Here is a 21,245-nt window from a genome sequence, read left to right as displayed (position 1 = left end):
TATATGACCAGACAACTGAAAATAGTATTAAGCGGCGGCGGAACAGGTGGACACATCTTTCCGGCCATTGCTGTTGCCGATGAGATCCGCAAGCGGTTTCCGGATGCTGATTTTCTGTTTATTGGTGCGAACGGTAAGATGGAGATGGAGAAAATTCCGCAGGCAGGCTATGCTATACAGGGAATCGATATTTCCGGTATAGACCGTGGGAACTTACTTTCCAATTTTGGCTTACCTTTTAAAGTTTTGAAAAGTTTACGCAGAACCCGTAAGATCCTGAAGGATTTCAAACCGGATTTCGCGGTAGGAACGGGAGGATTTGCCAGTGGTCCGGCTTTGTTCTCGGCTTCACGCCTGGGAGTACCGGTTTTTATACAGGAGCAGAATTCCCACGCAGGGATTACGAATAAGATCCTTAGTGGAAAAGCAAAAAAAGTTTTCACAGCTTACCCGAACGTAAACGGTTTCCCGCAGGATAGGACAGTCTTCACCGGTAATCCGGTACGTCAGACCATTGTAGATGGTCTTCTGGAGACAAAGAGTGCAAAGGAAAAAATGGGCCTCGACCCTAATAAACTTACAATTCTGTCTGTGGGCGGCTCACTGGGCTCTGCCACACTGAATATGGCCTGGAAAAAGAATATTGATAAACTTCTAAAGAAAGATTTCCAGTTAATCTGGCAAACCGGTAAATCGGGCTACAGCGATCTGATGAAAGATGCGCAGCTGAATAACCTCACGGGTTCTCAGATACAGCTTCATGAGTTTATTGCCGAAATGGCCCTGGCTTATTCAGCGGCCGATGTAATTGTTTCACGTGCCGGAGCTATTGCGATTTCGGAACTTGCCATTGCAGGAAAACCCGTTCTTTTAGTGCCCTTTCCCTTTGCGGCAGAAGATCATCAGACAAAAAATGCTGAGAGTTTGGTCGCTGTGAAGGCCGCCAAAATGGTAAAGGATAACGAAATGAACCAACTTTTTTGGACTACGCTTCTCGAAATGTGCGAAAATCCAGAACTGCGCACTGAGATGAGTAAGAATATGAACGCTTTCAGAAAACCTGAAGCGACAGTACAGATAGTAGATGAAATATTTAAAACCCTGAAAATATGAATGTAGATCAGTATCAAAACTTCTACTTCGTAGGAATTGGCGGCATTGGGATGAGTGCCCTGGCCCGTTATTTCCAGGCTTCGGGCAAAACCGTCCTGGGTTATGACAGGACGCCCACCAAATTAACAACAGCTTTGCTTTTGGAAGGCGTTGAGATTTCATTTGAAGACATCGTTGACGCCGGTTTTGAGACGATCCACAAAGCGTCTACTTTGGTTATTTATACTCCAGCCATCAAACAGCTTGGGATTCTGAATTATTTTCAGGAAAATGGTTTCACTATACTTAAACGGGCTGAGGTACTCGGTTTAATTACCCGCGAGACTAATTGTCTGGCAGTTGCAGGAACCCATGGTAAAACTACAACCTCCTCGCTGATTGCACATCTGTGTAAAGAGGCCGGTTTGCCGTTCTCCTGTTTCCTGGGCGGTATTGCAGAGAACTTTAAATCCAATTTCCTCTTTAACGGAAACGAATATTCTGTTGTAGAGGCAGACGAGTACGACCGCAGTTTCCTGAAACTGTCACCCGACTGGGCTGTGATCACATCTACGGATGCGGATCACCTTGATATTTATGGCGACAGAGAGACGATTGAAGAAGGATTCCGGCAGTTTGGAGCCCTTGTTCCGGATAATGATCACCTGTTTGTGCGTAAAGGAATAGATATTGGAAGGACTGGTAAGTCCTATGCAGTTAATGAGCCTGCAGATTATTATTCAGATAACCTCAGGATGGACCGGGACCGGATCTATTTCGATTTCCATACGCCCACAGAAGTGGTTAAGGATTTTGTTTGGGAAATACCAGGGATACATAATGTGGAAAATGCTACAGCTGCAATCGCACTGCTGCACAGTTTAGGAGTCGACTTTAATACCCTGAAATCGGCTATTGCTTCGTTCAAAGGCATTAAAAGACGCTATACCAAGCATTTTTTTGAAAGTGGCAGGATTTACATTGACGATTATGCACACCATCCCACGGAACTGGATGCGGTGATAGGTTCAATCAGGACTTTCTACCCTACAAAGAAGCTGCTGGTAGTTTTCCAGCCGCACCTTTTCAGCCGCACCCGTGATTTTGCTGATGATTTCGCAAGAAGTCTTGAAAATTCAGACGAATTAATGTTGTTGGACATTTATCCGGCACGCGAAATTCAGGAGAATTTTCCGGGTATAACTTCTTATTGGCTGGCTGATAAAGTACAGGCAAAAGCAAAAGAAGTTAGCAGTCTTGAAGCGGCTTTAGAAAAGATAAAAGAAAAAGAATTTGACATCCTGCTTACCGTTGGTGCCGGAAATATAGATACGCTGTATGACCCGATTGTGGCATGGCTGTCTCAAACTGAGGATGTAAATGTCTAAAAAATTGAAAACCTTTTTATAAGGATTGATTCCACTGGGAATAAGCATATGAAAAAAAAATGGAGACTTCTGAAGATTCTGGCAACCGTAATCATTTTCGGCTTGCTGCTCAGCTTTTCCCTGAAGCGCTTCAATAATGCGCCTATGGAAAATGTATCCATTAACATGGTCTATCCAAAAGGCCTGGAGAAGGTATACTTCATCGACGAAAAAAACGTAATGGATTTTATACGGAAGGCAAATCCTTCCCGGAAAATCGGCGATATTGATATTCCTGCACTGGAAAAGGAGATAAATAATTTCCCCTCGGTGGACAGCGCCAATGTTTATCTGAACCTGAACGGCGCTCTGAATGTAGATATCATGCAGCGCGTGCCTGCCTTCAGACTGAACAGGGGTGGCGAAAACTTTTATGTAGACAGAAAAGGGAATGAATTCCCCCTGTCCAAAATATATTCTCATCCCACAATGCTGGTGCAGGGCGATGTGAAACGCAGCGAATATCTGCAGGTAGCAGAGCTGGTGAAGAAAATAGAGAAAGATGATTTCAGCCGGAAATATTTTATAGGCATCGCAAAGGAAGGCGGAGATTACAACCTGCTTACAAGTGATGGTCACTATAGGGTGGAACTTGGTTCATTGGAAAAAATAGAACTTAAAGTTAAAGGCTTCCGGACATTTGTGGAAAAATTCCTGGTGTTCCAGGAACCGGAAAAGTACAGCCGGGTTTCTGTAAAATATGATAACCAGATTGTAACCACCCTGAATCCGGGTTACGGAAAGAATGACAGCATGATTACCGCTTCCAGCAAGGAATTGGTTAAATATGCTGCAGAGCGGGCACAGCGAACCTCCGGCACGGCAACAGTCCGGTAAGTGGTTAAGAAAGTCTGAGTGGAGGGCAAGAGTAAATAGTGAAAGAGAAAAGTAGAAAAAATCAAATCGGCAAATAATGGAAAATCAAGAGTATTCAGTAGGACTCGATATCGGGACAACAAAAATTGTTGCGATCGTAGGCCGACGCAACACTCACGGAAAAATTGAAGTTCTGGGAGTAGGAAAGGCCAAAAGTTTGGGTGTTCATAAGGGAATCGTGAACAATATTTCACAAACCATCAGCTCCATACGCGCAGCGGTGGCAGAAGCCCAGACAAGTTCCGGAGTGGAAATTAAGAAAGTTACCGTAGGTATAGCCGGAAAACATATCCGGTCACTGCAGCATTCCGACTATATAATGAGGGAAAACCCCGATAAATTTATCGGTGAGGACGATATTGACGCACTTAAAGAGCAGGTGAAAAAACTTGTGATGCTTCCGGGTGAAGAGATCATTCACGTTCTTCCGCAGGAATATAAGGTAGACAGCGAAGGCGAGATCCACGAGCCTGTAGGAATGCACGGTAAGCGTCTGGAGGCTAACTTTCATGTTGTTGTTGGCCAGATGGGCAGCATACGCAATATCGCAAGATGTGTGAAAGAAGCCGGACTCGAAATGGAAGCACTTACACTTGAGCCTCTGGCATCATCCGAAGCTGTGCTTACGAAAGAAGAGAAAGAAGCAGGTGTTGCAATTGTAGATATAGGTGGCGGTACAACTGATATTGCTATATTTAAGGACAACATTATCCGTCACACCTGTGTGATTCCATACGGCGGCGGAATAATTACAGACGATATTAAGGAAGGTTGCTCTATCATCGAGAAGCATGCCGAGCAGCTTAAGGTGAAGTTTGGCTCCTCACTTCCCGATATGGAAAAGGAAAGCACCTATGTAACCATTCCCGGACTGCACGGTCGCCCGGATAAGGAAATTTCCCTTCGTACGCTGGCCGAAATCATCGGTGCGCGCGTAGAGGAAATCCTGGAAATGGTGAATATTGAACTGAAGGCTTATGGAGCTTTTGAACAGAAGAAAAAACTTATCGCAGGGATAGTTCTTACCGGAGGTGGTTCCAATCTTAAGAACCTGCGACAGCTTGCTAATTTCATTACCGGTTTCGACAGCCGCATCGGATTTGCCAATGAATATGTTGCCAACGATAAGAATCAGTATCTTAAAGGTCCGGAATATGCAACATCCATCGGTTTGCTTATGGAAAGTCTGAAGATCCGCGATAAAAAGGCGGGTATGCCTGAAGAGGTGATTGAGGAGAAAACCGCAGAACCGGAAACGGATATGATACTGGGAGCGGCACAGGTTGCGGCTGAGGAACAAACTGTGCAGAAAAAGAGGAAAAACCTGACGTTCGGGCAGTCACTAATGGAAAAAGTAAAAAAATTCTTCGAAGAGGTAGAGTAAGCAACTTTTATCTTCGATTAACTTCAATATAAAAAACAAACAGTTATGGAAAATTATAGCACTGAGGGGTTTTCATTTGATTTACCGAAAGGAAATTCCTCCATAATAAAAGTAATCGGCGTTGGTGGCGGTGGTAATAATGCCCTTATGCACATGTACGAGAAGGGGATTCACGGGGTAGACTTCATCATCTGTAATACAGATGCACAGACCCTGGATAACAATCCCGTTTCCAATAAAGTTCAGTTAGGTGTAACAATTACCGAGGGCCTGGGCGCAGGTGCAGATCCCGATGTAGGTGAAAAAGCAGCTATAGAAAGCATTGACGATATTAAAGCGGCTTTGGGACAGAATACCAAAATGGTTTTTATCACTGCCGGTATGGGTGGTGGTACCGGAACCGGTGCGGCTCCTGTAATCGCCAAGATTGCGAAGGAAATGGGCATTCTTACAGTAGGTATCGTTACCGTTCCTTTCAGTTTTGAAGGCCGCCGCCGTCTGGATCAGGCAGATCTTGGTCTGGAAAAACTAAGAAACAATGTAGATTCACTTATTGTAATCAACAATGATAAACTGAGACAGCAGTTCGGTAACCTTGGCTTCAAGCAGGGCTTCTCCAAAGCGGATGAGGTGCTTACCAACGCTGCCAAAGGTATGGCAGAGGTTATTACGGCTCCGTTTACCATTAACATTGACTTCCGTGATGCCAAATCAGTACTGCAGAACTCCGGAACTGCATTGATGTCCACAGGTATCGCTACCGGCGAGAAACGTGCTGATGAAGCTGTACGTAAAGCACTGGACTCCCCACTGCTGAATGATAACAAGATCACCGGTGCGAAAGATGTGCTTCTGCTGATTCAAAGTGGTATGGAAGAGGCCAACGAAGCGACAATGGACGAAATAGGTCTTATTAATGATTATATCCAGAGCGAAGCCGGCAATACCGCCAACATCATTTTTGGTGTAGGAACAGACGAGGAACTGGGCGCAGCCATCAAGGTACTTGTAATCGCGACCGGATTTGCCAATGACAACAAAAAAAATACGGGCCCTGCCGAAAAAATAAGCATCAAGCTTGAAGATGTAAACGAAGTTTCCGTTACAAAGCAGTCGCCCTTCCGTTTGAGAAATGAAAGACAGGACAGCGAGACACCGGCGGCGGTTTCTTCTCAGGGTTTTTTCAGACTGGATCAGGAAGATGAGGACCAAAATTCCGGCATAAATATGCAGGCGGCACCACAGACTCTGGCTACTCCGCGTAACGAATTCAGGATTATCGAGAAGGATGAACTGCCGGCAAATGATTACCGCTCAGATGCTCAGGTAGAGGAAGATTTTGATCTTTTTTCCATTGATGACAATGCTGCCAACCAGGCCGACCTTCAGGCACAGTCTTTCAGGTTTGAAACTGAAGACAGACCGAATCCGGCTCAGTCCGATGCTTCTTACGGAACTCCGGAGATTAAATCCTTCAGTGAGGAAAAGCCAATGGAGTTCAGTTTTTTCGTAAACGAACCGATTAATGAAACCTTAGCAGATTTCAGCACGCCTAAGGAAGAAATTAAGCCGGAACCGGTTCAGCCTAAGGAAGAAATTAAAGCTGAAGAAACAGCGGAAGTTCCATCCGCCAAAGCACCTGAAATCCCCGCGGTTGAGGTGGAAGAAGAGTTTACATTCATAAACAAGACCGTTAATCAGGATAAGGTATTCGAAAGAAGGAATAAACTGAAGGAATTTAATTCCCGTTATCAGGTTTCCGAAAGTGAAAATGATTTCGAAACAGTACCTGCCTTCAAAAGAAAGAATATCTCAATTGAAACTACAGATGCGTCGCAACACAGAATCAATACCTATCTTTCTGAAAACAGCAGCGGGCAGATGCAGGTTCGCGAGAACAGATTCCTGAACAAGGACGTAGATTAAGCCCTTCTGTTTAACTTATATATCAATTAAAATGAGTTTAGAACACAACATTACAGAAGCCATAAAGACCGCAATGCGCGAAAAGGACAAAGTAGCCCTGGACTCCCTGCGCGCCGTAAAAGCGCAGATCTTACTGCTGAAAACCGAGGCAAAAGGTGCTGAGGTTTCAGAAGAGCAGGAAATTGCTATCCTCCAGCGTATGATTAAGCAGCGGAAAGACTCTTTCGAACAGTTCTCAGCGCAGGGCCGTACGGACCTTGCTGACGTTGAAACTGCGCAGATGAAGGTTATTGAACAGTTTCTGCCAAAACAGCTTTCGGCTGAAGAACTGGAGACGGAGATCCGCAGTATCATTGCCGAAACTGGTGCTGAATCCATGAAGGATTTGGGAAAAGTAATGGGAATGGCCTCCAAAAAACTTGCCGGCAAATCTGACGGTAAGAGTATTTCAGAAACGGTGAAGAAGCTGCTTTCCTAACCGCCCTCGGATTTTGTAATCCGCACTATTAAGGATATCCAACCTTTGCATATCGATTTGATTTGAACCCGGAGCATTGCCGCTCCGGGTTTTTTATTAATTTCGACAGATTAATTTTCCTGCGATGGATTTATAGTGCAGATTTGGTAAGTGTTGAACAGGAATAAGTTTTGAAAATATAACAACTATGATGAATGAGCGGCTCAAAGTCAGGAGACTTTGCGCAGCGTTGGGAATTGGGAAACCGATAATTGTATGTTCAATGATAATGGCTCAATAGTCTAGACATTTAGCGCACAGTTGGCAGTCAGCATGCGTAAAAGGAATTTGAAATGGCATTCAAATATTTATCACTCAATTAATTTTGCTTTTCTTAGAATATTCTCTGCTTCTTTACTTTCAATTTTACCTCCTTTCGTATTTTTTATCTTTAAATTATACCTGAAAAACCGCAAACTATCATTAATTGAATAATTATTTTTAGGAACTTTTGCTGTGTTTGCAAACTCTCTTATTGTACTGCCATTTGAAGTAATTTCAGAATTGGTCGTTATGCCATTTTTTGATGAAAAAATGGGTGATTTTTGGAAGGTTAAAACAGTTTCATCGTGTTGTATAACCTCTATATTGGAATCCGGAAACTGTAGAGCTGCAATAAGACTTCCAATAATAAAAAAATTAATACAAAAGTGAAAAAGCATTGATTTATATAGGTTATAGTTAATCGCAATCCAAATCAATATTAATCCTAGGCTGAATTGAAAAAATACTGGCACTATACTGTAAAGGTTTGTAAACTCCGAAATTTTATAATGAACCAATGAAAATAATAAAGCATTTAAAAAAAACATTATTCTAGAATGTTTTTTTATTTTTAAGCCGAATTCTAAGAGGCCTATTATTAAAAGCAAAATCAAACTATAATAAGTTCCTGTCATCCAGATAGATAATGCTACTCCGAGATAAAAGATAAAAATAAAAATTTTATTTTTTAAAAAATATCCTCTGAAAACCAATTCTTCAAATACAGGTGCTATTAATAAGATGAAGAATATTACAGAATAAACAGAGTCTAGGTCACCAATCTTATCTGTACTTTCAAATAATCTTTCATCGTAATAATTAATAAGAGAATATAAAATACTGGTGCAGAAAAAAACTCCTGCACCAATTTTTAGAAGATAATTATTCTTTTTGTTATTAAACATAATTGTGTCTATCTGGGGTAAGTGGTCTATTTTTTTGGCAGTTTGTAAATATAGTTTTTCCATGTGAACTACCGATAGCGCCCCCTCCCCGCTGCGCAAAGTCTCCCGACTTTGAGCAAATTTCATTTCTTAACATTTCATAAATCATTATCTTTGATCAAAGCCGGCTCTTACAAAACCTGTTTGAAATAGTTGGTGGTTCCCTTAAATACAGTACAATTTTTTAATTTTTTACTAAAAGGATTAAATCATTCATGTTCTTTCGAGCAAGAAGATATTTGGAAAGGCTCAAAGTCAGGAGACTTTGCGCAGCGTGGGGACTTTGCGCAGCGGGGATAAATCAATTAGGATCAAAACGAATGATATGGTGGGATTTGTTTTTGGCGCATTTGGCGCATTTATAAGATGGATTTTTATTTATAATCTTAACTCAAAAAAAATGGGAGAAGCCTATAATACTAATCCACAAGTGGAAGATGCCAAGAACAGCTATGCTGGTCTTTTTTTGGTTCCGCTAGGCATTATTGTTGGCATTTTTATTAAATATTAAATTTAGTTAAAGGTATATCAGTTTATACCAAATAATAAGCAACTGCACCTATCCCCGCTGAGAAAACCCTCCTGACTTTCAGCATGTATCAGCGGCAATTTATAATCCATGCTAAGGTCAAAAACCTTAAATAATTATCTGTTCAGAAATGCGTCCCAGCCCTGGGCGTTCAGTGCAATCAGTTCGTTACTTCCCGCCGCAACCAGATAGTTTCCTTCTTCCACCGGAGTTACATGGCCGATAATGGTAAAGTCCGGATGATTCTTAATTTTGTCATAATCAGCCGCCGGAATTGTAAACAGCAACTCAAAATCTTCACCACCGTTCAGTGCGCACATCACCGGATTAAGGTTGAGTTCATCCGCGGTGGTCATTGTTAAAGGATCCATCGGTATTTTGGACTCGTAAAGCCTGAAACCTACCTTGCTTTGGTCAGAAAGATGCAGGATTTCAGATGAAAGTCCGTCTGAGACATCAATCATGGAAGTTGGCTGTACGCCCAATTCCTTTAGGGTATTCTTGATGTCCGTGCGGGCTTCCGGTTTCAGCTGCCTTTGCAGGATATAATCGTAGCCTTCCATCTCGGGCTGCATATTCGGATTGGCCAGATATACGGAATGTTCACGCTCCAGGATCTGTAAACCCATATAGGCACCGCCCAAATCACCGGTTACGACAAGTAAATCGCCCGCTTTGGCACCCGTACGGCCTACCAGATTTTCAGAATGCTCCAGACCAATCGCGGTTATGCTCATCACCAAACCCGACGTGGAACTTGTAGTATCGCCGCCCACCAAATCTACTTTATAGCGTTCGCAGGCCAGCGCGATTCCTTCATAAATTTCTTCCAGTGCTTCCACCGGAAAACGGTTGGATATGGCCAGTGAAACCAGTATCTGTGTAGGCGTGGCATTCATGGCTGCCAGGTCGCTGATGTTTACCGCTACTGCCTTATAGCCCAAATGCTTCAAAGGAACATAACCCAGATTGAAATGTACGCCTTCTGCCAGAACATCGGTTGTAATCACCACTTTCTGACCTTGCGGGTCGATCACTGCAGCATCATCACCAATTGAAATCTCTGTAGATTCATTGCGGAAACTAAAGTTTTCGGTCAGATGTTTAATCAGTCCGAATTCACCGTACTGTGAAATGGGCGTTAACTGTGGATTTTTATCTTCTAGCATAATGTCTGGGTTTGATGATCCGGTTTCCGGATTAGATGGAACTTAAGAGAGCAGGATCAATGTTTTCGGCACGGAAAGGTAGTGCCTTGATGTCTTCGCGCGTGAATATTTTATGATTCTCGGATTTGTACTTCGTCAGCACCTCCAGGATATCATCCGGTGGCGTGGTGGATTTTCTCAGCATCATGTCAATCCAGACACCAAAAGCTTCCGAGGTAGCGCAATGAGTGCCATCCGGCAGATAAAATTTGTGCAGGAACTGGTAAATGGCTCCGTCTTCGGAAAACCCGTCAATCTCCAGACTTACATAAACCTGCTGATCCAACAGGATTTCTTTGAAAAAGGAATATCTTTCATGTAGGATTACGGGACCTATTCCCCACCGGTTCAGCTCCTTCAGGCCCATTCTGTTTTTAGACATAAAGGACATTCTGGTTTGGGCGCAATACTCTACGTAAGACGAATTGGCGAGGTGACGGTTGGCATCAATATCGCTCCAGCGGACTTCAAATTTATGATGATATACGGACATTTTTATCTGTTATTTAGGGCCTCAAATTTACGATTAAAAGGTGGGTTCTAAAAATCGTATTTTTGCCGTGCTATATGGATAAGAAATCAGTCATTATTATTGGAGGCGGTGCAGCCGGTTTTTTTTGTGTGGCTAATCTGGACGAAAGGAAATTTCAGGTTAAGATTCTGGAACAGAATTCAGATGTTTTGCAGAAGGTCAAGATCTCCGGTGGCGGCCGCTGCAATGTGACACATGCCTGCTTCGACCCAAAAGAACTTGTAGGTTATTATCCGCGCGGGAACAAGGAACTCATCAGTGTCTTTCACAAATTTCAGCCGGGCGATACCATGGATTGGTTTGAACAGCGGGGCGTTGCCCTGAAGGTTGAGGCTGATAACCGTATTTTTCCCAAAAGTAATTCTTCGCAGTCAATCATAGATGCACTTCTGCAGACCGTGAATAAAAAAGGTTTTGAGATTCTTACGAAAACCGTTGTGCAGAACATTCAGCAAAATGAGCATGGATATGAAGTATCCACCACCAACGGAAGTTTTTCTGCAGACTATATAATATACGCGCCGGGAAGTGCGCCAAAATCGCTGAAGATGATTCAGCAGTTGGGTCATAAACTGGTGCCGGCTGTTCCTTCGCTTTTTACTTTCAACATAAAAAATGAACTGCTGAAAGATCTCATGGGTACTAGTTTTCCCAATGCCGGAATTGCAATTCCGTCGCTTAAGGCCGATGAATCCGGACCGCTGCTCATTACGCACTGGGGACTTTCCGGACCGGCGGTCCTTAAGATTTCTGCGTGGAAAGCCAGGGAGCTTGCTGACTGCGGCTACAAAACCGAAATCGTGGTTAACTTCCTGGGTATGGACACCGAAGATGCAGCGAATATACTTCAGACTTACCGGAAGGAGAATCCTAAGAAAACAGTTGGTGCTTCAAAAATCTTTGATGTAACCACACGCTTCTGGCACCGTGTCCTATGGCTTTCCAAAGTAGATTTGGATAAGAACATCTCCAACCTTAGCAGTAAAGACATGGAAAGTATAACCGGAAACCTTTGCGCAAACAGGATGCAGGTCACAGGCAAATCTACCTATAAGGACGAGTTTGTAACGGCCGGTGGTGTAGAACTGAAGGAGATTAATTTCAAGAATATGTCCTCACGCATTCTGCCGGACTTTTATCTGGCCGGTGAAGTGCTGAATATTGACGGTGTGACGGGCGGATTTAACTTCCAGGCATGCTGGAGTGAGGCCTGGCTGATTGCTCAGGATCTGAACAGTAAGTAATGATGGAGTAAGAACTTTGCAGTTTATCTTTTTAACTGGCTGAATTTGCAGTGCAAAGTCTTGTTATTCAGAAAATTTTATTACTTTTGCACACTCAAATATATAGTTAACAACCAATAAATTTATAAACAATGTTTGCAATTGTAGAAATAGCAGGGCTTCAATACAAAGTTGAGCAAGACCAGAAGTTGTTTGTAAACCGTTTGAAAGGTGAAAAAGGAGACAAGGTATCTTTTGATAAAGTTCTTCTTACCGTAAACGGTTCAACAACAGTAGGCGCCCCGGCTGTAAGCGGTATCACAGTGGATATCGAAATTTTAGACCACGTTCAGGCGGACAAGGTAATCATCTTCAAGAAGAAAAGAAGAAAAGGTTATGCTAAAAAGAACGGTCACAGACAACAGCTTACTCAAATCATCGTAACCGGTATCACTGGTTTCGAAGGTGAGAAAAAGACGAAGAAAGCTGAGCCTAAAGCAAAAAAAGAAGCTGCAGCAACTGAAGAAGCTAAAGCAACAAACGACAGCGCAACAGCTGAATAATTTAAACCGAAAAACCTTAGAATAAAATGGCACACAAAAAAGGAGTTGGTAGTTCCAAAAACGGTAGAGAATCGCATTCCAAGAGACTGGGTGTAAAGATTTTCGGAGGACAGGCAGCGATTGCCGGAAACATTATTGTAAGACAGAGAGGTACTCAGCACCACCCGGGTGAAAACGTGGGTATGGGTAAGGACCACACTCTTCATGCACTTGTAGACGGAAAGGTTGTCTTCAGAAAGAAGCAAAACAACAGATCATTTGTATCTATTGAGCCTAACGCATAAGTAAAGCGTTCCGGTTTTACCGGCATAAAACATAAATCCCTGATTCTTAATGAGTCGGGGATTTTTTTACATGTTGATATTGATTTCGTTAAATTATCGGGAGGATTAGAAGGCATAAAAAATCCAGCCCATTTATGAGCCGGAAAATATTCTTTTTTAAATATGAAATGCTATGCCTTACGGCGTCTGAAGCCGTAAAGGAGGAAGAAGGCATAGGCCATGATCAGCATTCCCACCGCCATTATTGTATTGTACATAAACCCACTCTCCTCCGTTCCGCGGACCATTATTCCTGCTCCCGTTAGCACTGTTACAGCTCCCAGCAGAATCATCCTTACTATCTGTTTCATATATGTAGTTGCAGTCATTTCTGTGAATAAAGATCTTTTGACCTTCTGAAGCTAAAAGGACTTAAAATCGTGCCAGAATGAGTTTTCTGCAGTTAAATATAAGTAATATAAGTTGTAAGTCGCTGATTTAAAGGAGTTCGGAAATAATAATCTAGTAAAAGAACTGTATTCCGGCTTTGATTCCGAACTTTTCAATGTTAGGATTGTTCAGGTAATTCCCCCGCCAGTTAAAGTCTACACGCAGGAACCTGAGGTTACCCCAGCCTATATTCTCAATGCCGAAGCCGTATTCATAGTAGATATTACGGTCCGGTGCCGAGTATTTATAGCCTTCTACATTAATGTTTTTTGAAGCTTCACTAAGGGTGCCGTATGCGCCGCGGATAAATGCCACTTCCCGCAGTTTAAGTTTTTTAATCAAAGGAATAAATGACAGAATCTTCCCGTTGAAGTGGTGTTCCAGATGTCCTGTAGTATACGTATCAGCTACAAATTCATAGTAATTAAGCTGTGAAAAGGTGTTGGCCACCAAACTGTACGACTGGTTTCCCGGAATTACATTCTGAAGCGCCAGTGGTACCGCATTGAAGTTCTTTCCTGCCTCCAGGCTGATGAAGGACTTTCCCCAGCTTCCGATAAGCATCGGCTTAAAAAACATAAACTGCAGCTTGTTATAGCCGTAGTCAGCATTGAATACGTTTTCCAGCCCGCGGGTATATTTCACCACGATGGTTGGAGCCAGCGTACTGTGCTCGTACCGGTCCACACCGGTTTGCGAGAATTTAGCACCGGGTCTTGCAATCAGGCTGAGGGTAACATGGGAATCATTTACTGTTTTACGCAGCATGCCGTCGTTATCATGATAATACAGGTTGAATCCTTCCTCATTGGCCGATTTTATACTTTGTAGCGTGCCGTCCAGCCTCACTGTGAAATTCTTCAGCGGATCAATAGCGACAAATACATTCGTTTGGTTTACCGAGCTTAAAGAGGCGTTCTCACCCCTTCCGAATACAGAGGACGAGGCAAAGCTGCGGGACATGATTCCGTCGTCCGTAGTAAGCTGTACACCCAGTTGCATGACATCCCTTCTGGTGCCTGCGCCGATGGTAAACCGGTTCACTTTATTGAACATGTATTTGGCCTCTGCACCGTATTTAAACTTACGGTCTTTGAAACCATAAGCGCCATAGCCCTGAATGCGCCAGTCATCGTTCTGAGAAAAATACGTGCGGCCTCCCAGGCGGATACGGTGGCCTTCCACTTCATTATTACCGTAGATGGAGTACAAATCGCCTATATCAACAGCCTTTCCCACATTATAATATCCGGAGGCAAATGTTTCGTAGGTTTTGGTGATCCGGCGGAAGCGGGGAGTCTCTTCCAGTTTTTCCAGCATTTCATAAATTCCTTTTTCCTGTTGGTTTAAGGAGTCGATACGTGCGGCCTCCCAATACTGGTCATCTTTACGGATAAAATCCTCACTCAGTTCGGCTTCTTTTGTTTCAAAGTCGACAGCGGACAGGGCAGGGTTAAACTTATAGTCCGTATAGTCTACACTTCGTGTGGCGGTAAGGCTTTTGGCGTTTTTACTTTTGGAAAAAGCAGAAAGGTCCAGCACCGTGCGGTATTTTTTTGGAAGAAAGGTGCTGTCGTTGGGGTTATCGTATTCCAGTTCGGTAAAGATGCCGTTCACGAAGTTTACACTCATTTTATTTGTAGAACGAAGCGTGGCCTGTGTCACGGCGTAATGATCTGTAGAAATATAGAGTTGCCCTTCAAAGGCCAGCACATCAGACCGGCGTGGTTCATAACGGATGTGATAAACCTCCTGCCCGTTCAGGGTAAGGGTATCCATAAGCTCGTAGTTATAGGTGCTGAACCCGTCGCGTGATACAGGACTTTGGAAACCAATGTCGAAGTAATTGATGGTGTTGTCATAAATGTCGATTTCCTTGTAAAGGTTCTTCGCAGTTAGAGTAACGATCTGGTTGTCCTCGAATCCGGAAGTCTTCTGCGCTACCAGGAGCCGTTTCTTTCTTTTGGAAGGATTATTTTGGCCAATGTTGGTGTAGACAGACTCATTAAGAAAAAGGGGCAGTGCCAGATTACCGTTGGCGGCAGAATCTGCATAATCAAATATAAAATCCAGCTTCTTAAAAACTTTACGGTTCATGAATGCACTGTCGATATTAGCCATATCAAACTGGATTTTTTCATATTCGCGAAAGGAGTAGGTGTCAAATTTATCCAGGCCGTTGTTGCGTTTCCGTTTCCAGACTTCCTGCATAATTGCATAGGCGGGGTTTTCCTTTTTGCTCTTATAAACTTTTTTTCCCTTTGTAAGGACTATTTCCTCCATTTGCCTTTCATCGGTCTGCGCTGCAGGATAAAAAGAAAGGAGAAGCAGTGCAATTGTCAAAAGCCTTGGCCAGTAGGTGTTATTCACTTTAAATTCGGTGTAAAATAATGGTACTCTTTGCAATAACTATGCTAAAGGAAAGGTGTGGGCAGATACTGAAAAACAAAAAAACCATCAGAAATTTCTGATGGTTTTGCTCCTCTTCTTGGGCTCGAACCAAGGACCCTCTGATTAACAGTCAGATGCTCTAACCAACTGAGCTAAAGAGGAGTGTTGCTCTTTGCTGTAAGCGTGTGCAAATATAGTACTATTTTAATTTAGTGCAAATTTTTTCGGCGAAAAAATTAAATTTTACCTGTAAAAATTTTAAAGATATCATTGCCGAAGATCAGCAGCATAAGACCCAAAAGAAAAATCACCCCAATCATCTGCGCATTTTCAAGCACTTTCTGTGGTACTGGCTTCCCGGTGATGATTTCCCAAAGAGTAAACATCACATGTCCGCCATCCAGACCCGGAATTGGGATCAGGTTCAGGAAGGCCAGCCATACTGAGAACATGGCAGTAAAACTCCAGAAGGCAGGCCAGTTAATGCTGAAGCTACCGTCTGCATCTGTTTCTACAGGCATCATTTTTACAATGGCAATCGGTCCGCCAACACTTTTATATCCCTGAATCTTGGAATTAAAGATAATTCTGAACTGTTTTACCTGTGTGGTAAGTGCGTCAATGGTTCTGGTGAATCCGCGCGGAATTGCTTCAAAGAAACTGTATTCCCGGGTTACCTTAACCAGATCGTCGGATTTCTGAAGTTCATTTGCATCAAATGCAAATCCTAACTTCCCGTCTTTTGTTACATTGGCAGTCACTTCCGAAGGAGTGCTGGCTCTTACAATGCCCAGACGAACCGGTTTTCCTTTGTTGTTACCGAGCTCTTCTGAGAGTTCATCAAAGAAAACCGTCTTTTTTCCGTTTACGGATACAATCTCATCACCTTTCTGCAGTCCTGCTTTCATCGCCGCACTGTTTGGAAGCAGCGAATCCACAACAGTTTTAAACCTCGGAGTAAGGTAAAGTTTAGCCTCACGCTGGCGGATTACCTCGGCAATACCGTCTTCATCTACAGCAAAAGTGTGTTCCTTGCCATCTCTTTCTACAGTAACCTCATTGCTGAAAAGGATATTTAATGATGCTGTTTCATATCTGTCCACAGGTTTGCCGTCCACTTTGAGGATCTTATCGCCATTTTTGAATCCCATTTTCTGTCCGGAACCCATAACGCCGATGCCGTTTTCAAATTTATTGAGGTCACGGTAGGTTTCGCCGTTAAAAAAGCTTAGGCATGAATAGATCAACCAGGCAAGAAAGAAATTAACTGTAACACCTCCTAACATAATAATCAGACGCTGCCAGGCCGGTTTGCTGCGGAACTCGTAAGGCTCAGCAGGCTTTTTCAGCTGCTCAGTATCCATACTTTCGTCTACCATCCCGGCAATTTTAACATAACCACCCAGAGGTAACCACCCAATACCGTATTTTGTACTTTCCGGGTGCTTGCGCCAGTCGCTGTCCGGCAGTGCATCGATATTGATTGGAACTTCTTTCCTTTCTCCGTTTATAAGAACGGTTTCTGTGTCAGGAAGGTTTTGGGATATAAATTTGAATTTCCACTGTCCGTTGATTTTCTTCATGGAAAACAGTGAAAAGTAGGGATCAAAAAACAGGAAAAATTTCTCTGCGCGGGTACGGAACCATCTGGCGGGCAGGAAATGCCCAAGTTCGTGAAGGATGACCAGAATGGATATACTGAGGATAAATTGAAAGATCTGAATCGTTAATTCCATTAAAAATTTTTATTAATTTGCGAAGGTACTAATTATCAAAGCCATGCCAAAACGAAACTTTTGATATTGCGTAAAATCTCACTATATTCCAGATCGGGCTTTTAATAGGAAGTCTGCATCAACTTAAATTATATTTTATGAAAATATCAGGTCTGAATCTGGACATCAGCTGGAAAGATAAGAAGGAGAACTTCACAAAGATTGTTGAAGGGTTTAAAGATGTTGCTGCGGACATATACCTCCTGCCGGAAATGTTTGCTACTGGTTTCTGTATGGAACCTGCTGAGATTGCGGACCGCAGCGGTGAGACTTTACGCTGGATGCAGAAATTTGCCCGCGAAAAAAACGCTGCTGTATGCGGAAGTGTCTCGGTAGAAGATGCCGGTAATTACTATAACAGGATGTATTTTGTTAAGCCGGACGGTTCGTGGGAGAAGTACGATAAGCGCCACCTTTTTTCATTCTCCGGTGAGGATAAAGTATACACCGCCGGAAAGGATCGGGTAGTGGTGAACTATAAAGGCTTCCGGATTTTGCTTCAGGTCTGTTACGACCTTAGATTCCCTGTATTTTCACGGAATAATAACGATTATGATCTCGCGTTATATTTAGCCAACTGGCCCGAGAAACGGGTCACGGCGTGGGAACACCTCCTGAAAGCGCGGGCTATTGAAAATTTGTCAGGCGTTTTTGGACTTAACCGAATAGGTACAGATGGTAATGACCTGGTATACACCGAAAGTTCACATGCTTTTTTCGCTGATGGAACTGAGCTCAGTACAAAAGAAGGAAATATTATTTCGGCCGAGTTTGATCTGACTGAGTTGCAGGACTTCCGCAGTCATTTCCGCTTTCTGGACGACCGCGACAGCTTCAGTATTAACAGTTAATTTTCCCCGGCAAATTTTGTCAACAGGTCTGTAAGGGTGTTCACATCATGTACGCCGCTTTCTTTCCATAAAAGCTCACCCTGCTTAAAAACGGCAAGGGTCGGAACTCCGCGAACGCCGTATTGAGCTGCGATGGCTGGGTACTGATCTACATCTATTTTGATGATTCTGGCAGCCTCGCCAATATTATCTTTTACAGTTGTAAGTACCGAAGACTGCACTTTGCACGGACCACACCAGGTGGCAAAGAAGTCTATAAGAACAGGTCTGTCGGACTGGATTAATTCCTGAAATTTTTGTGACATCTTATTACAGTTAAATCGTTAAATCAATTTTTTTCTCAATTTCTTTTGGTTCCGGCAATTCCAGCTCAGGAGTATCATCATCTGAGAACTCATCGCGGTACACCTGTATCAATAATACAGTCATCGAAACTAATATAGGACCGAAGATCAGGCCCATAAAACCAAAAAGATTCATCCCCATAATGATGCCGAAAACCGTATTGAGGGGATGTATATTTTCCAATCTTTTCAAAAGGGTAAAGCGCAGAATATTATCTGTTAATCCTACCACAATCATACAATAGATCAGCAGTCCAACTCCGCCTGTGGTATCGCCTTCTGCAATCATAAAGATGCCTACAGGAACATACACCATAGCACCACCCACAATTGGTATCATAGATGTTACGGCTGTGAGACCAAACAGGAGCATAGGACTGGGGGCTCCGAAGATGTAGTATCCAACCATGGCTACAATGCCTTGCCCCAGCGCTACAACAGGGATGCCTACCGCATTTGCAATAACCAGTTTCCGGAATTTCTCAGCAATAAGATTGATGTTTGCTTTTTTCAGCGGTGTTGCCGAACCAATGAGCCTTTCAAACAGTCTTGGCTTCTCGAGCATAAAATAAAGCATGAAAAACATTGACAGAACAATTGACAGTGTATTAAAGGTGCTGCTTACTGCGGACGTCGAAATTCTACCAACATAATCCTTGACCTTTGTCAGGTTCTCTTTACTCAGGATATCGAATTTGGTGCGGGAATAAATAAAATCATGGATTTTATCCAGAAAGACATTAAACTTCTGCATATATTCCTTGGAGTCGCCCATTTTTGCGATGATCATGTCGCCAATCAGGTATACGGGAATTACAAGAACTACCACGCATACCAGGATGATGAGTAAAGAAGACCAGACCGGTTTCCACTCGCGGTCCTCCTGAAGATAGAAGTTGAACCGCCTGCACACGATATACAGGGTTACGGCACCCAGCAGGGAAGGTATAAATAAGCTTAAATTACTTACAATGAGTGCAAGCAAAGCGGTAATAATAAGTATCAGGAAAACCTGCTTTATCTTCACGCCACTAATCTGATGCTTTCTGTTAGGCATTTCGGTAGGGTATTAATAAGCGGCAGTGATTCACTGCCGCCTGTTTGTTAATTATAAAGGAGTTACCGGTACTACCTGGCTACGGTTTGCGTTTCGCGCGGAACCCCAAAGTAAGCGCAGTACACGGAATACATTGCTGCATAGAAAAATGGTGCCGTAAGTAATATACCAATCCCGCACAGAATTATCCCGGCCACCGTGATGATAAGGGATACAAAACTAACCGCGAGAATTGTTCCGTAATTGGAACCTGCCGTGCTGAAACTTTTCTTCAGTGCATCTATTGCGCCGGCATTTTCAAAAAGGATGAACGGAATTCCCAGAAAGAAGAAGGGAATGATAAAAAATACAGGAATAACACACAGCATCAAACCTATAACCATTGCAATGGCCATTATTAAACCGAAAATGATAAACTGCAAGGTGTTCTGACGGAACCCTATAAAAAAGTCTCCCAGAGAAACGTTCTGGCCTGTATTTGCCCGGTGCATGGCATTTACATAACCTGCATACACGGGATACATCAGAAGGCTAAGTACTGTAGACAGAAGAATGCTCTCCATATAACCGGGTATTCCCATCATAGCCGAAACGAAATTGCCGGAAGCAAAAGATCCGTCTCTCATAAGTTCTTCCATCTCCGCCTGTGACTCCAGTGCGTTATAACCCACCAGGGGTCCGGATATGGCTGAAAATATAATGCTTACCACCACAGTAAGAAGAGTTACAAGGATGCTCCATCCTATAATCTTTACATAAGTGTTGAAAGCATGACCGATAATGTCGCTGAAATTGCGCTGTGGGGCAGTTCCCTGCAATTCAAATTCACTGAAATTCTCCATAGTTTATTTTTAAGTATCTAAAAATATCATTTTTTTTTGTAAAATCAATACTTAAATTTCCGTGTGCTCTTTGAACAGTGAAGTGTAAAGCGCATAGATCATTGCTGTCGGAAATGCCATTGTGAAAGGCAGGCCAATAATGGTGAGCATTCCCACATATTTAAAGACAGCCGCCAATGCCAGCCCTACCAACATTGCAGGGAAGAAGTTACGCCACACACGTATGTTATAGCGGAAGGTTTCAAAAATTTTCTTGTTCATAAAGAACATCAGCGGAGCGGTAAAAATGGTAAGTGCGATCCAGACCCCTGCCAGGATAACTGTGGGTGCCATGTACAGGAAAATCATAAACCAAAAAACATAATAACTGATGTAAATAAAGAAATTAACGCCCAGATAGCCGGCAAAAAGATCGTGCACGGTGAGCTTTTCGCCCAGATCCAGCTTTCTGTACATCTTCAGCAAGCCCAGATTCAGTGGGTAAAGAAAGATGAAGGTACCAATGATAATCCACGAAAAGGTAATATAGTTAGGATTGGCCATAAGCACTTTTTGGGCGTCGGCATAAGTGGCGCCTGTATTTACCATCTCCACAGTTCTCATGTAATCATTCAGGATTCCGTAATGTTCAGCAAAAAGAAACCATACGGTGATGAGCACGGACAGATAGATCAGACTGAACATAAGCTGATATACCAGTGTCTTGCTCCAGTAGTGAAATGCCTGTTTTAAGATATAGGAAAGATCATTTTTCTGCGGGTAATTCTGACTCATGAAGTTTTTCAAT

Annotated in this window: 21 protein-coding genes and 1 tRNA gene; 11 read left to right on the top strand and 11 right to left on the bottom strand. The window is 43.0% G+C overall.

The features are described 5' to 3' along the window. The first annotated feature begins 3 nt into the window (after positions 1-3). From murG to H1R16_RS07110, 6 genes are all read left to right on the top strand, one after another. A complete protein-coding gene (gene murG / locus H1R16_RS07135; RefSeq protein ID WP_181887261.1) occupies positions 4-1,113 on the top strand; it encodes an undecaprenyldiphospho-muramoylpentapeptide beta-N-acetylglucosaminyltransferase in 1,110 nt (369 codons plus the stop codon). Further along, complete coding sequence (murC, locus tag H1R16_RS07130; RefSeq protein ID WP_181887262.1) at positions 1,110-2,480, top strand: UDP-N-acetylmuramate--L-alanine ligase; 1,371 nt, start codon at positions 1,110-1,112, stop codon at positions 2,478-2,480. Before murG ends, murC begins: the two co-directional genes overlap by 4 nt. Positions 2,481-2,528: 48 nt before the next feature. Then, on the top strand, positions 2,529-3,356 hold the full coding sequence (locus H1R16_RS07125) for a cell division protein FtsQ/DivIB (RefSeq protein WP_228451077.1): 828 nt from the start codon (positions 2,529-2,531) through the stop codon (positions 3,354-3,356). Between the two features lie 76 nt (positions 3,357-3,432). Continuing rightward, the gene (gene ftsA, locus H1R16_RS07120) at positions 3,433-4,779 is read left to right on the top strand and encodes a cell division protein FtsA (protein ID WP_181887263.1); all 1,347 of its coding nucleotides are present in this window, start codon (positions 3,433-3,435) and stop codon (positions 4,777-4,779) included. A gap of 45 nt (positions 4,780-4,824) precedes the next feature. Then, positions 4,825-6,705 (top strand): cell division protein FtsZ, encoded by a 1,881-nt coding sequence (ftsZ, locus tag H1R16_RS07115; protein WP_181887264.1) that lies wholly within the window; start codon positions 4,825-4,827, stop codon positions 6,703-6,705. A gap of 31 nt (positions 6,706-6,736) precedes the next feature. Further along, positions 6,737-7,183, top strand: a complete 447-nt coding sequence (locus H1R16_RS07110; protein ID WP_181887265.1) for a GatB/YqeY domain-containing protein — start codon at positions 6,737-6,739, stop codon at positions 7,181-7,183. Positions 7,184-7,533: 350 nt separating this feature from the next. Here H1R16_RS07110 and H1R16_RS07105 read toward each other — a convergent pair whose 3' ends face one another. After that, on the bottom strand, positions 7,534-8,517 hold the full coding sequence (locus H1R16_RS07105) for a CPBP family intramembrane glutamic endopeptidase (RefSeq protein ID WP_181887266.1): 984 nt from the start codon (positions 8,515-8,517) through the stop codon (positions 7,534-7,536). A gap of 238 nt (positions 8,518-8,755) precedes the next feature. On the opposite strand from H1R16_RS07105, the gene H1R16_RS07100 reads away from it, so the two are divergent. After that, complete coding sequence (locus H1R16_RS07100; protein ID WP_181887267.1) at positions 8,756-8,941, top strand: hypothetical protein; 186 nt, start codon at positions 8,756-8,758, stop codon at positions 8,939-8,941. Between the two features lie 134 nt (positions 8,942-9,075). Here H1R16_RS07100 and thiL read toward each other — a convergent pair whose 3' ends face one another. Together thiL and H1R16_RS07090 are read right to left on the bottom strand one after the other, a co-directional pair. After that, complete coding sequence (gene thiL / locus H1R16_RS07095) at positions 9,076-10,128, bottom strand: thiamine-phosphate kinase (protein ID WP_181887268.1); 1,053 nt, start codon at positions 10,126-10,128, stop codon at positions 9,076-9,078. 31 nt (positions 10,129-10,159) lie between these two features. Further along, entirely contained in the window at positions 10,160-10,660 is a 501-nt protein-coding gene (locus tag H1R16_RS07090; protein WP_181887269.1) for an acyl-CoA thioesterase, read from the bottom strand. A 74-nt stretch (positions 10,661-10,734) separates the two neighbouring features. Between H1R16_RS07090 and H1R16_RS07085 the strand changes: the two genes are divergently transcribed. From H1R16_RS07085 to rpmA, 3 genes are all read left to right on the top strand, one after another. Beyond that, positions 10,735-11,943, top strand: coding sequence for a BaiN/RdsA family NAD(P)/FAD-dependent oxidoreductase (locus H1R16_RS07085; RefSeq protein WP_181887270.1), 1,209 nt, complete (start codon positions 10,735-10,737; stop codon positions 11,941-11,943). 131 nt (positions 11,944-12,074) lie between these two features. Further along, positions 12,075-12,485 carry a 50S ribosomal protein L21 gene (gene rplU, locus H1R16_RS07080; RefSeq protein WP_181887271.1) on the top strand — a complete coding sequence of 137 codons (411 nt, stop codon included), beginning with the start codon at positions 12,075-12,077 and terminating at the stop codon, positions 12,483-12,485. A 26-nt stretch (positions 12,486-12,511) separates the two neighbouring features. Next, positions 12,512-12,769 carry a 50S ribosomal protein L27 gene (gene rpmA, locus H1R16_RS07075; RefSeq protein ID WP_181887272.1) on the top strand — a complete coding sequence of 86 codons (258 nt, stop codon included), beginning with the start codon at positions 12,512-12,514 and terminating at the stop codon, positions 12,767-12,769. Positions 12,770-12,939: 170 nt separating this feature from the next. On the opposite strand, the gene H1R16_RS07070 is transcribed toward rpmA, so the two are convergent. From H1R16_RS07070 to rseP, 4 genes are all read right to left on the bottom strand, one after another. Next, entirely contained in the window at positions 12,940-13,119 is a 180-nt protein-coding gene (locus tag H1R16_RS07070; RefSeq protein WP_181887273.1) for a hypothetical protein, read from the bottom strand. A gap of 151 nt (positions 13,120-13,270) precedes the next feature. Further along, a complete protein-coding gene (locus H1R16_RS07065) occupies positions 13,271-15,568 on the bottom strand; it encodes a DUF5686 family protein (RefSeq protein WP_181887274.1) in 2,298 nt (765 codons plus the stop codon). A gap of 109 nt (positions 15,569-15,677) precedes the next feature. After that, positions 15,678-15,751: transfer RNA gene (locus H1R16_RS07060), tRNA-Asn, on the bottom strand. A gap of 74 nt (positions 15,752-15,825) precedes the next feature. Then, a complete protein-coding gene (gene rseP, locus H1R16_RS07055) occupies positions 15,826-17,325 on the bottom strand; it encodes an RIP metalloprotease RseP (protein ID WP_181887275.1) in 1,500 nt (499 codons plus the stop codon). 137 nt (positions 17,326-17,462) lie between these two features. On the opposite strand from rseP, the gene H1R16_RS07050 reads away from it, so the two are divergent. Next, positions 17,463-18,215: a nitrilase-related carbon-nitrogen hydrolase gene (locus tag H1R16_RS07050; protein WP_181887276.1), complete on the top strand. Its 753-nt coding sequence runs from the start codon at positions 17,463-17,465 to the stop codon at positions 18,213-18,215. Here H1R16_RS07050 and H1R16_RS07045 read toward each other — a convergent pair. From H1R16_RS07045 to H1R16_RS07030, 4 genes are all read right to left on the bottom strand, one after another. After that, a complete protein-coding gene (locus H1R16_RS07045) occupies positions 18,212-18,520 on the bottom strand; it encodes a thioredoxin family protein (protein ID WP_181887277.1) in 309 nt (102 codons plus the stop codon). The two genes, H1R16_RS07050 and H1R16_RS07045, sit on opposite strands and share 4 nt — an antisense overlap. A gap of 10 nt (positions 18,521-18,530) precedes the next feature. Beyond that, positions 18,531-19,616, bottom strand: coding sequence for an AI-2E family transporter (locus tag H1R16_RS07040; RefSeq protein ID WP_181887278.1), 1,086 nt, complete (start codon positions 19,614-19,616; stop codon positions 18,531-18,533). Between the two features lie 71 nt (positions 19,617-19,687). Then, positions 19,688-20,458, bottom strand: coding sequence for a beta-carotene 15,15'-monooxygenase (locus H1R16_RS07035; RefSeq protein WP_181887279.1), 771 nt, complete (start codon positions 20,456-20,458; stop codon positions 19,688-19,690). A 51-nt stretch (positions 20,459-20,509) separates the two neighbouring features. Beyond that, the gene (locus H1R16_RS07030; RefSeq protein ID WP_181887280.1) at positions 20,510-21,232 is read right to left on the bottom strand and encodes a hypothetical protein; all 723 of its coding nucleotides are present in this window, start codon (positions 21,230-21,232) and stop codon (positions 20,510-20,512) included. Positions 21,233-21,245 lie beyond the last annotated feature (13 nt).

Origin of the sequence: Marnyiella aurantia (assembly GCF_014041915.1) — a bacterium.
GTDB lineage: Bacteria > Bacteroidota > Bacteroidia > Flavobacteriales > Weeksellaceae > Marnyiella > Marnyiella aurantia.
This window is presented reverse-complemented; position numbering and strand designations above follow the sequence as displayed.

Bases quoted from the DNA above. Each gene is read 5' to 3' on its own strand.
- murG (WP_181887261.1), top strand. From the start codon at position 4: ATGACCAGACAACTGAAAATAGTATTAAGCGGCGGCGGAACAGGTGGA.
- murC (WP_181887262.1), top strand. From the start codon at position 1,110: ATGAATGTAGATCAGTATCAAAACTTCTACTTCGTAGGAATTGGCGGC.
- H1R16_RS07125 (WP_228451077.1), top strand. From the start codon at position 2,529: ATGAAAAAAAAATGGAGACTTCTGAAGATTCTGGCAACCGTAATCATT.
- ftsA (WP_181887263.1), top strand. From the start codon at position 3,433: ATGGAAAATCAAGAGTATTCAGTAGGACTCGATATCGGGACAACAAAA.
- ftsZ (WP_181887264.1), top strand. From the start codon at position 4,825: ATGGAAAATTATAGCACTGAGGGGTTTTCATTTGATTTACCGAAAGGA.
- H1R16_RS07110 (WP_181887265.1), top strand. From the start codon at position 6,737: ATGAGTTTAGAACACAACATTACAGAAGCCATAAAGACCGCAATGCGC.
- H1R16_RS07105 (WP_181887266.1), bottom strand. From the start codon at position 8,517: ATGAAATTTGCTCAAAGTCGGGAGACTTTGCGCAGCGGGGAGGGGGCG.
- H1R16_RS07100 (WP_181887267.1), top strand. From the start codon at position 8,756: ATGGTGGGATTTGTTTTTGGCGCATTTGGCGCATTTATAAGATGGATT.
- thiL (WP_181887268.1), bottom strand. From the start codon at position 10,128: ATGCTAGAAGATAAAAATCCACAGTTAACGCCCATTTCACAGTACGGT.
- H1R16_RS07090 (WP_181887269.1), bottom strand. From the start codon at position 10,660: ATGTCCGTATATCATCATAAATTTGAAGTCCGCTGGAGCGATATTGAT.
- H1R16_RS07085 (WP_181887270.1), top strand. From the start codon at position 10,735: ATGGATAAGAAATCAGTCATTATTATTGGAGGCGGTGCAGCCGGTTTT.
- rplU (WP_181887271.1), top strand. From the start codon at position 12,075: ATGTTTGCAATTGTAGAAATAGCAGGGCTTCAATACAAAGTTGAGCAA.
- rpmA (WP_181887272.1), top strand. From the start codon at position 12,512: ATGGCACACAAAAAAGGAGTTGGTAGTTCCAAAAACGGTAGAGAATCG.
- H1R16_RS07070 (WP_181887273.1), bottom strand. From the start codon at position 13,119: ATGAAACAGATAGTAAGGATGATTCTGCTGGGAGCTGTAACAGTGCTA.
- rseP (WP_181887275.1), bottom strand. From the start codon at position 17,325: ATGGAATTAACGATTCAGATCTTTCAATTTATCCTCAGTATATCCATT.
- H1R16_RS07050 (WP_181887276.1), top strand. From the start codon at position 17,463: ATGAAAATATCAGGTCTGAATCTGGACATCAGCTGGAAAGATAAGAAG.
- H1R16_RS07045 (WP_181887277.1), bottom strand. From the start codon at position 18,520: ATGTCACAAAAATTTCAGGAATTAATCCAGTCCGACAGACCTGTTCTT.
- H1R16_RS07040 (WP_181887278.1), bottom strand. From the start codon at position 19,616: ATGCCTAACAGAAAGCATCAGATTAGTGGCGTGAAGATAAAGCAGGTT.
- H1R16_RS07035 (WP_181887279.1), bottom strand. From the start codon at position 20,458: ATGGAGAATTTCAGTGAATTTGAATTGCAGGGAACTGCCCCACAGCGC.
- H1R16_RS07030 (WP_181887280.1), bottom strand. From the start codon at position 21,232: ATGAGTCAGAATTACCCGCAGAAAAATGATCTTTCCTATATCTTAAAA.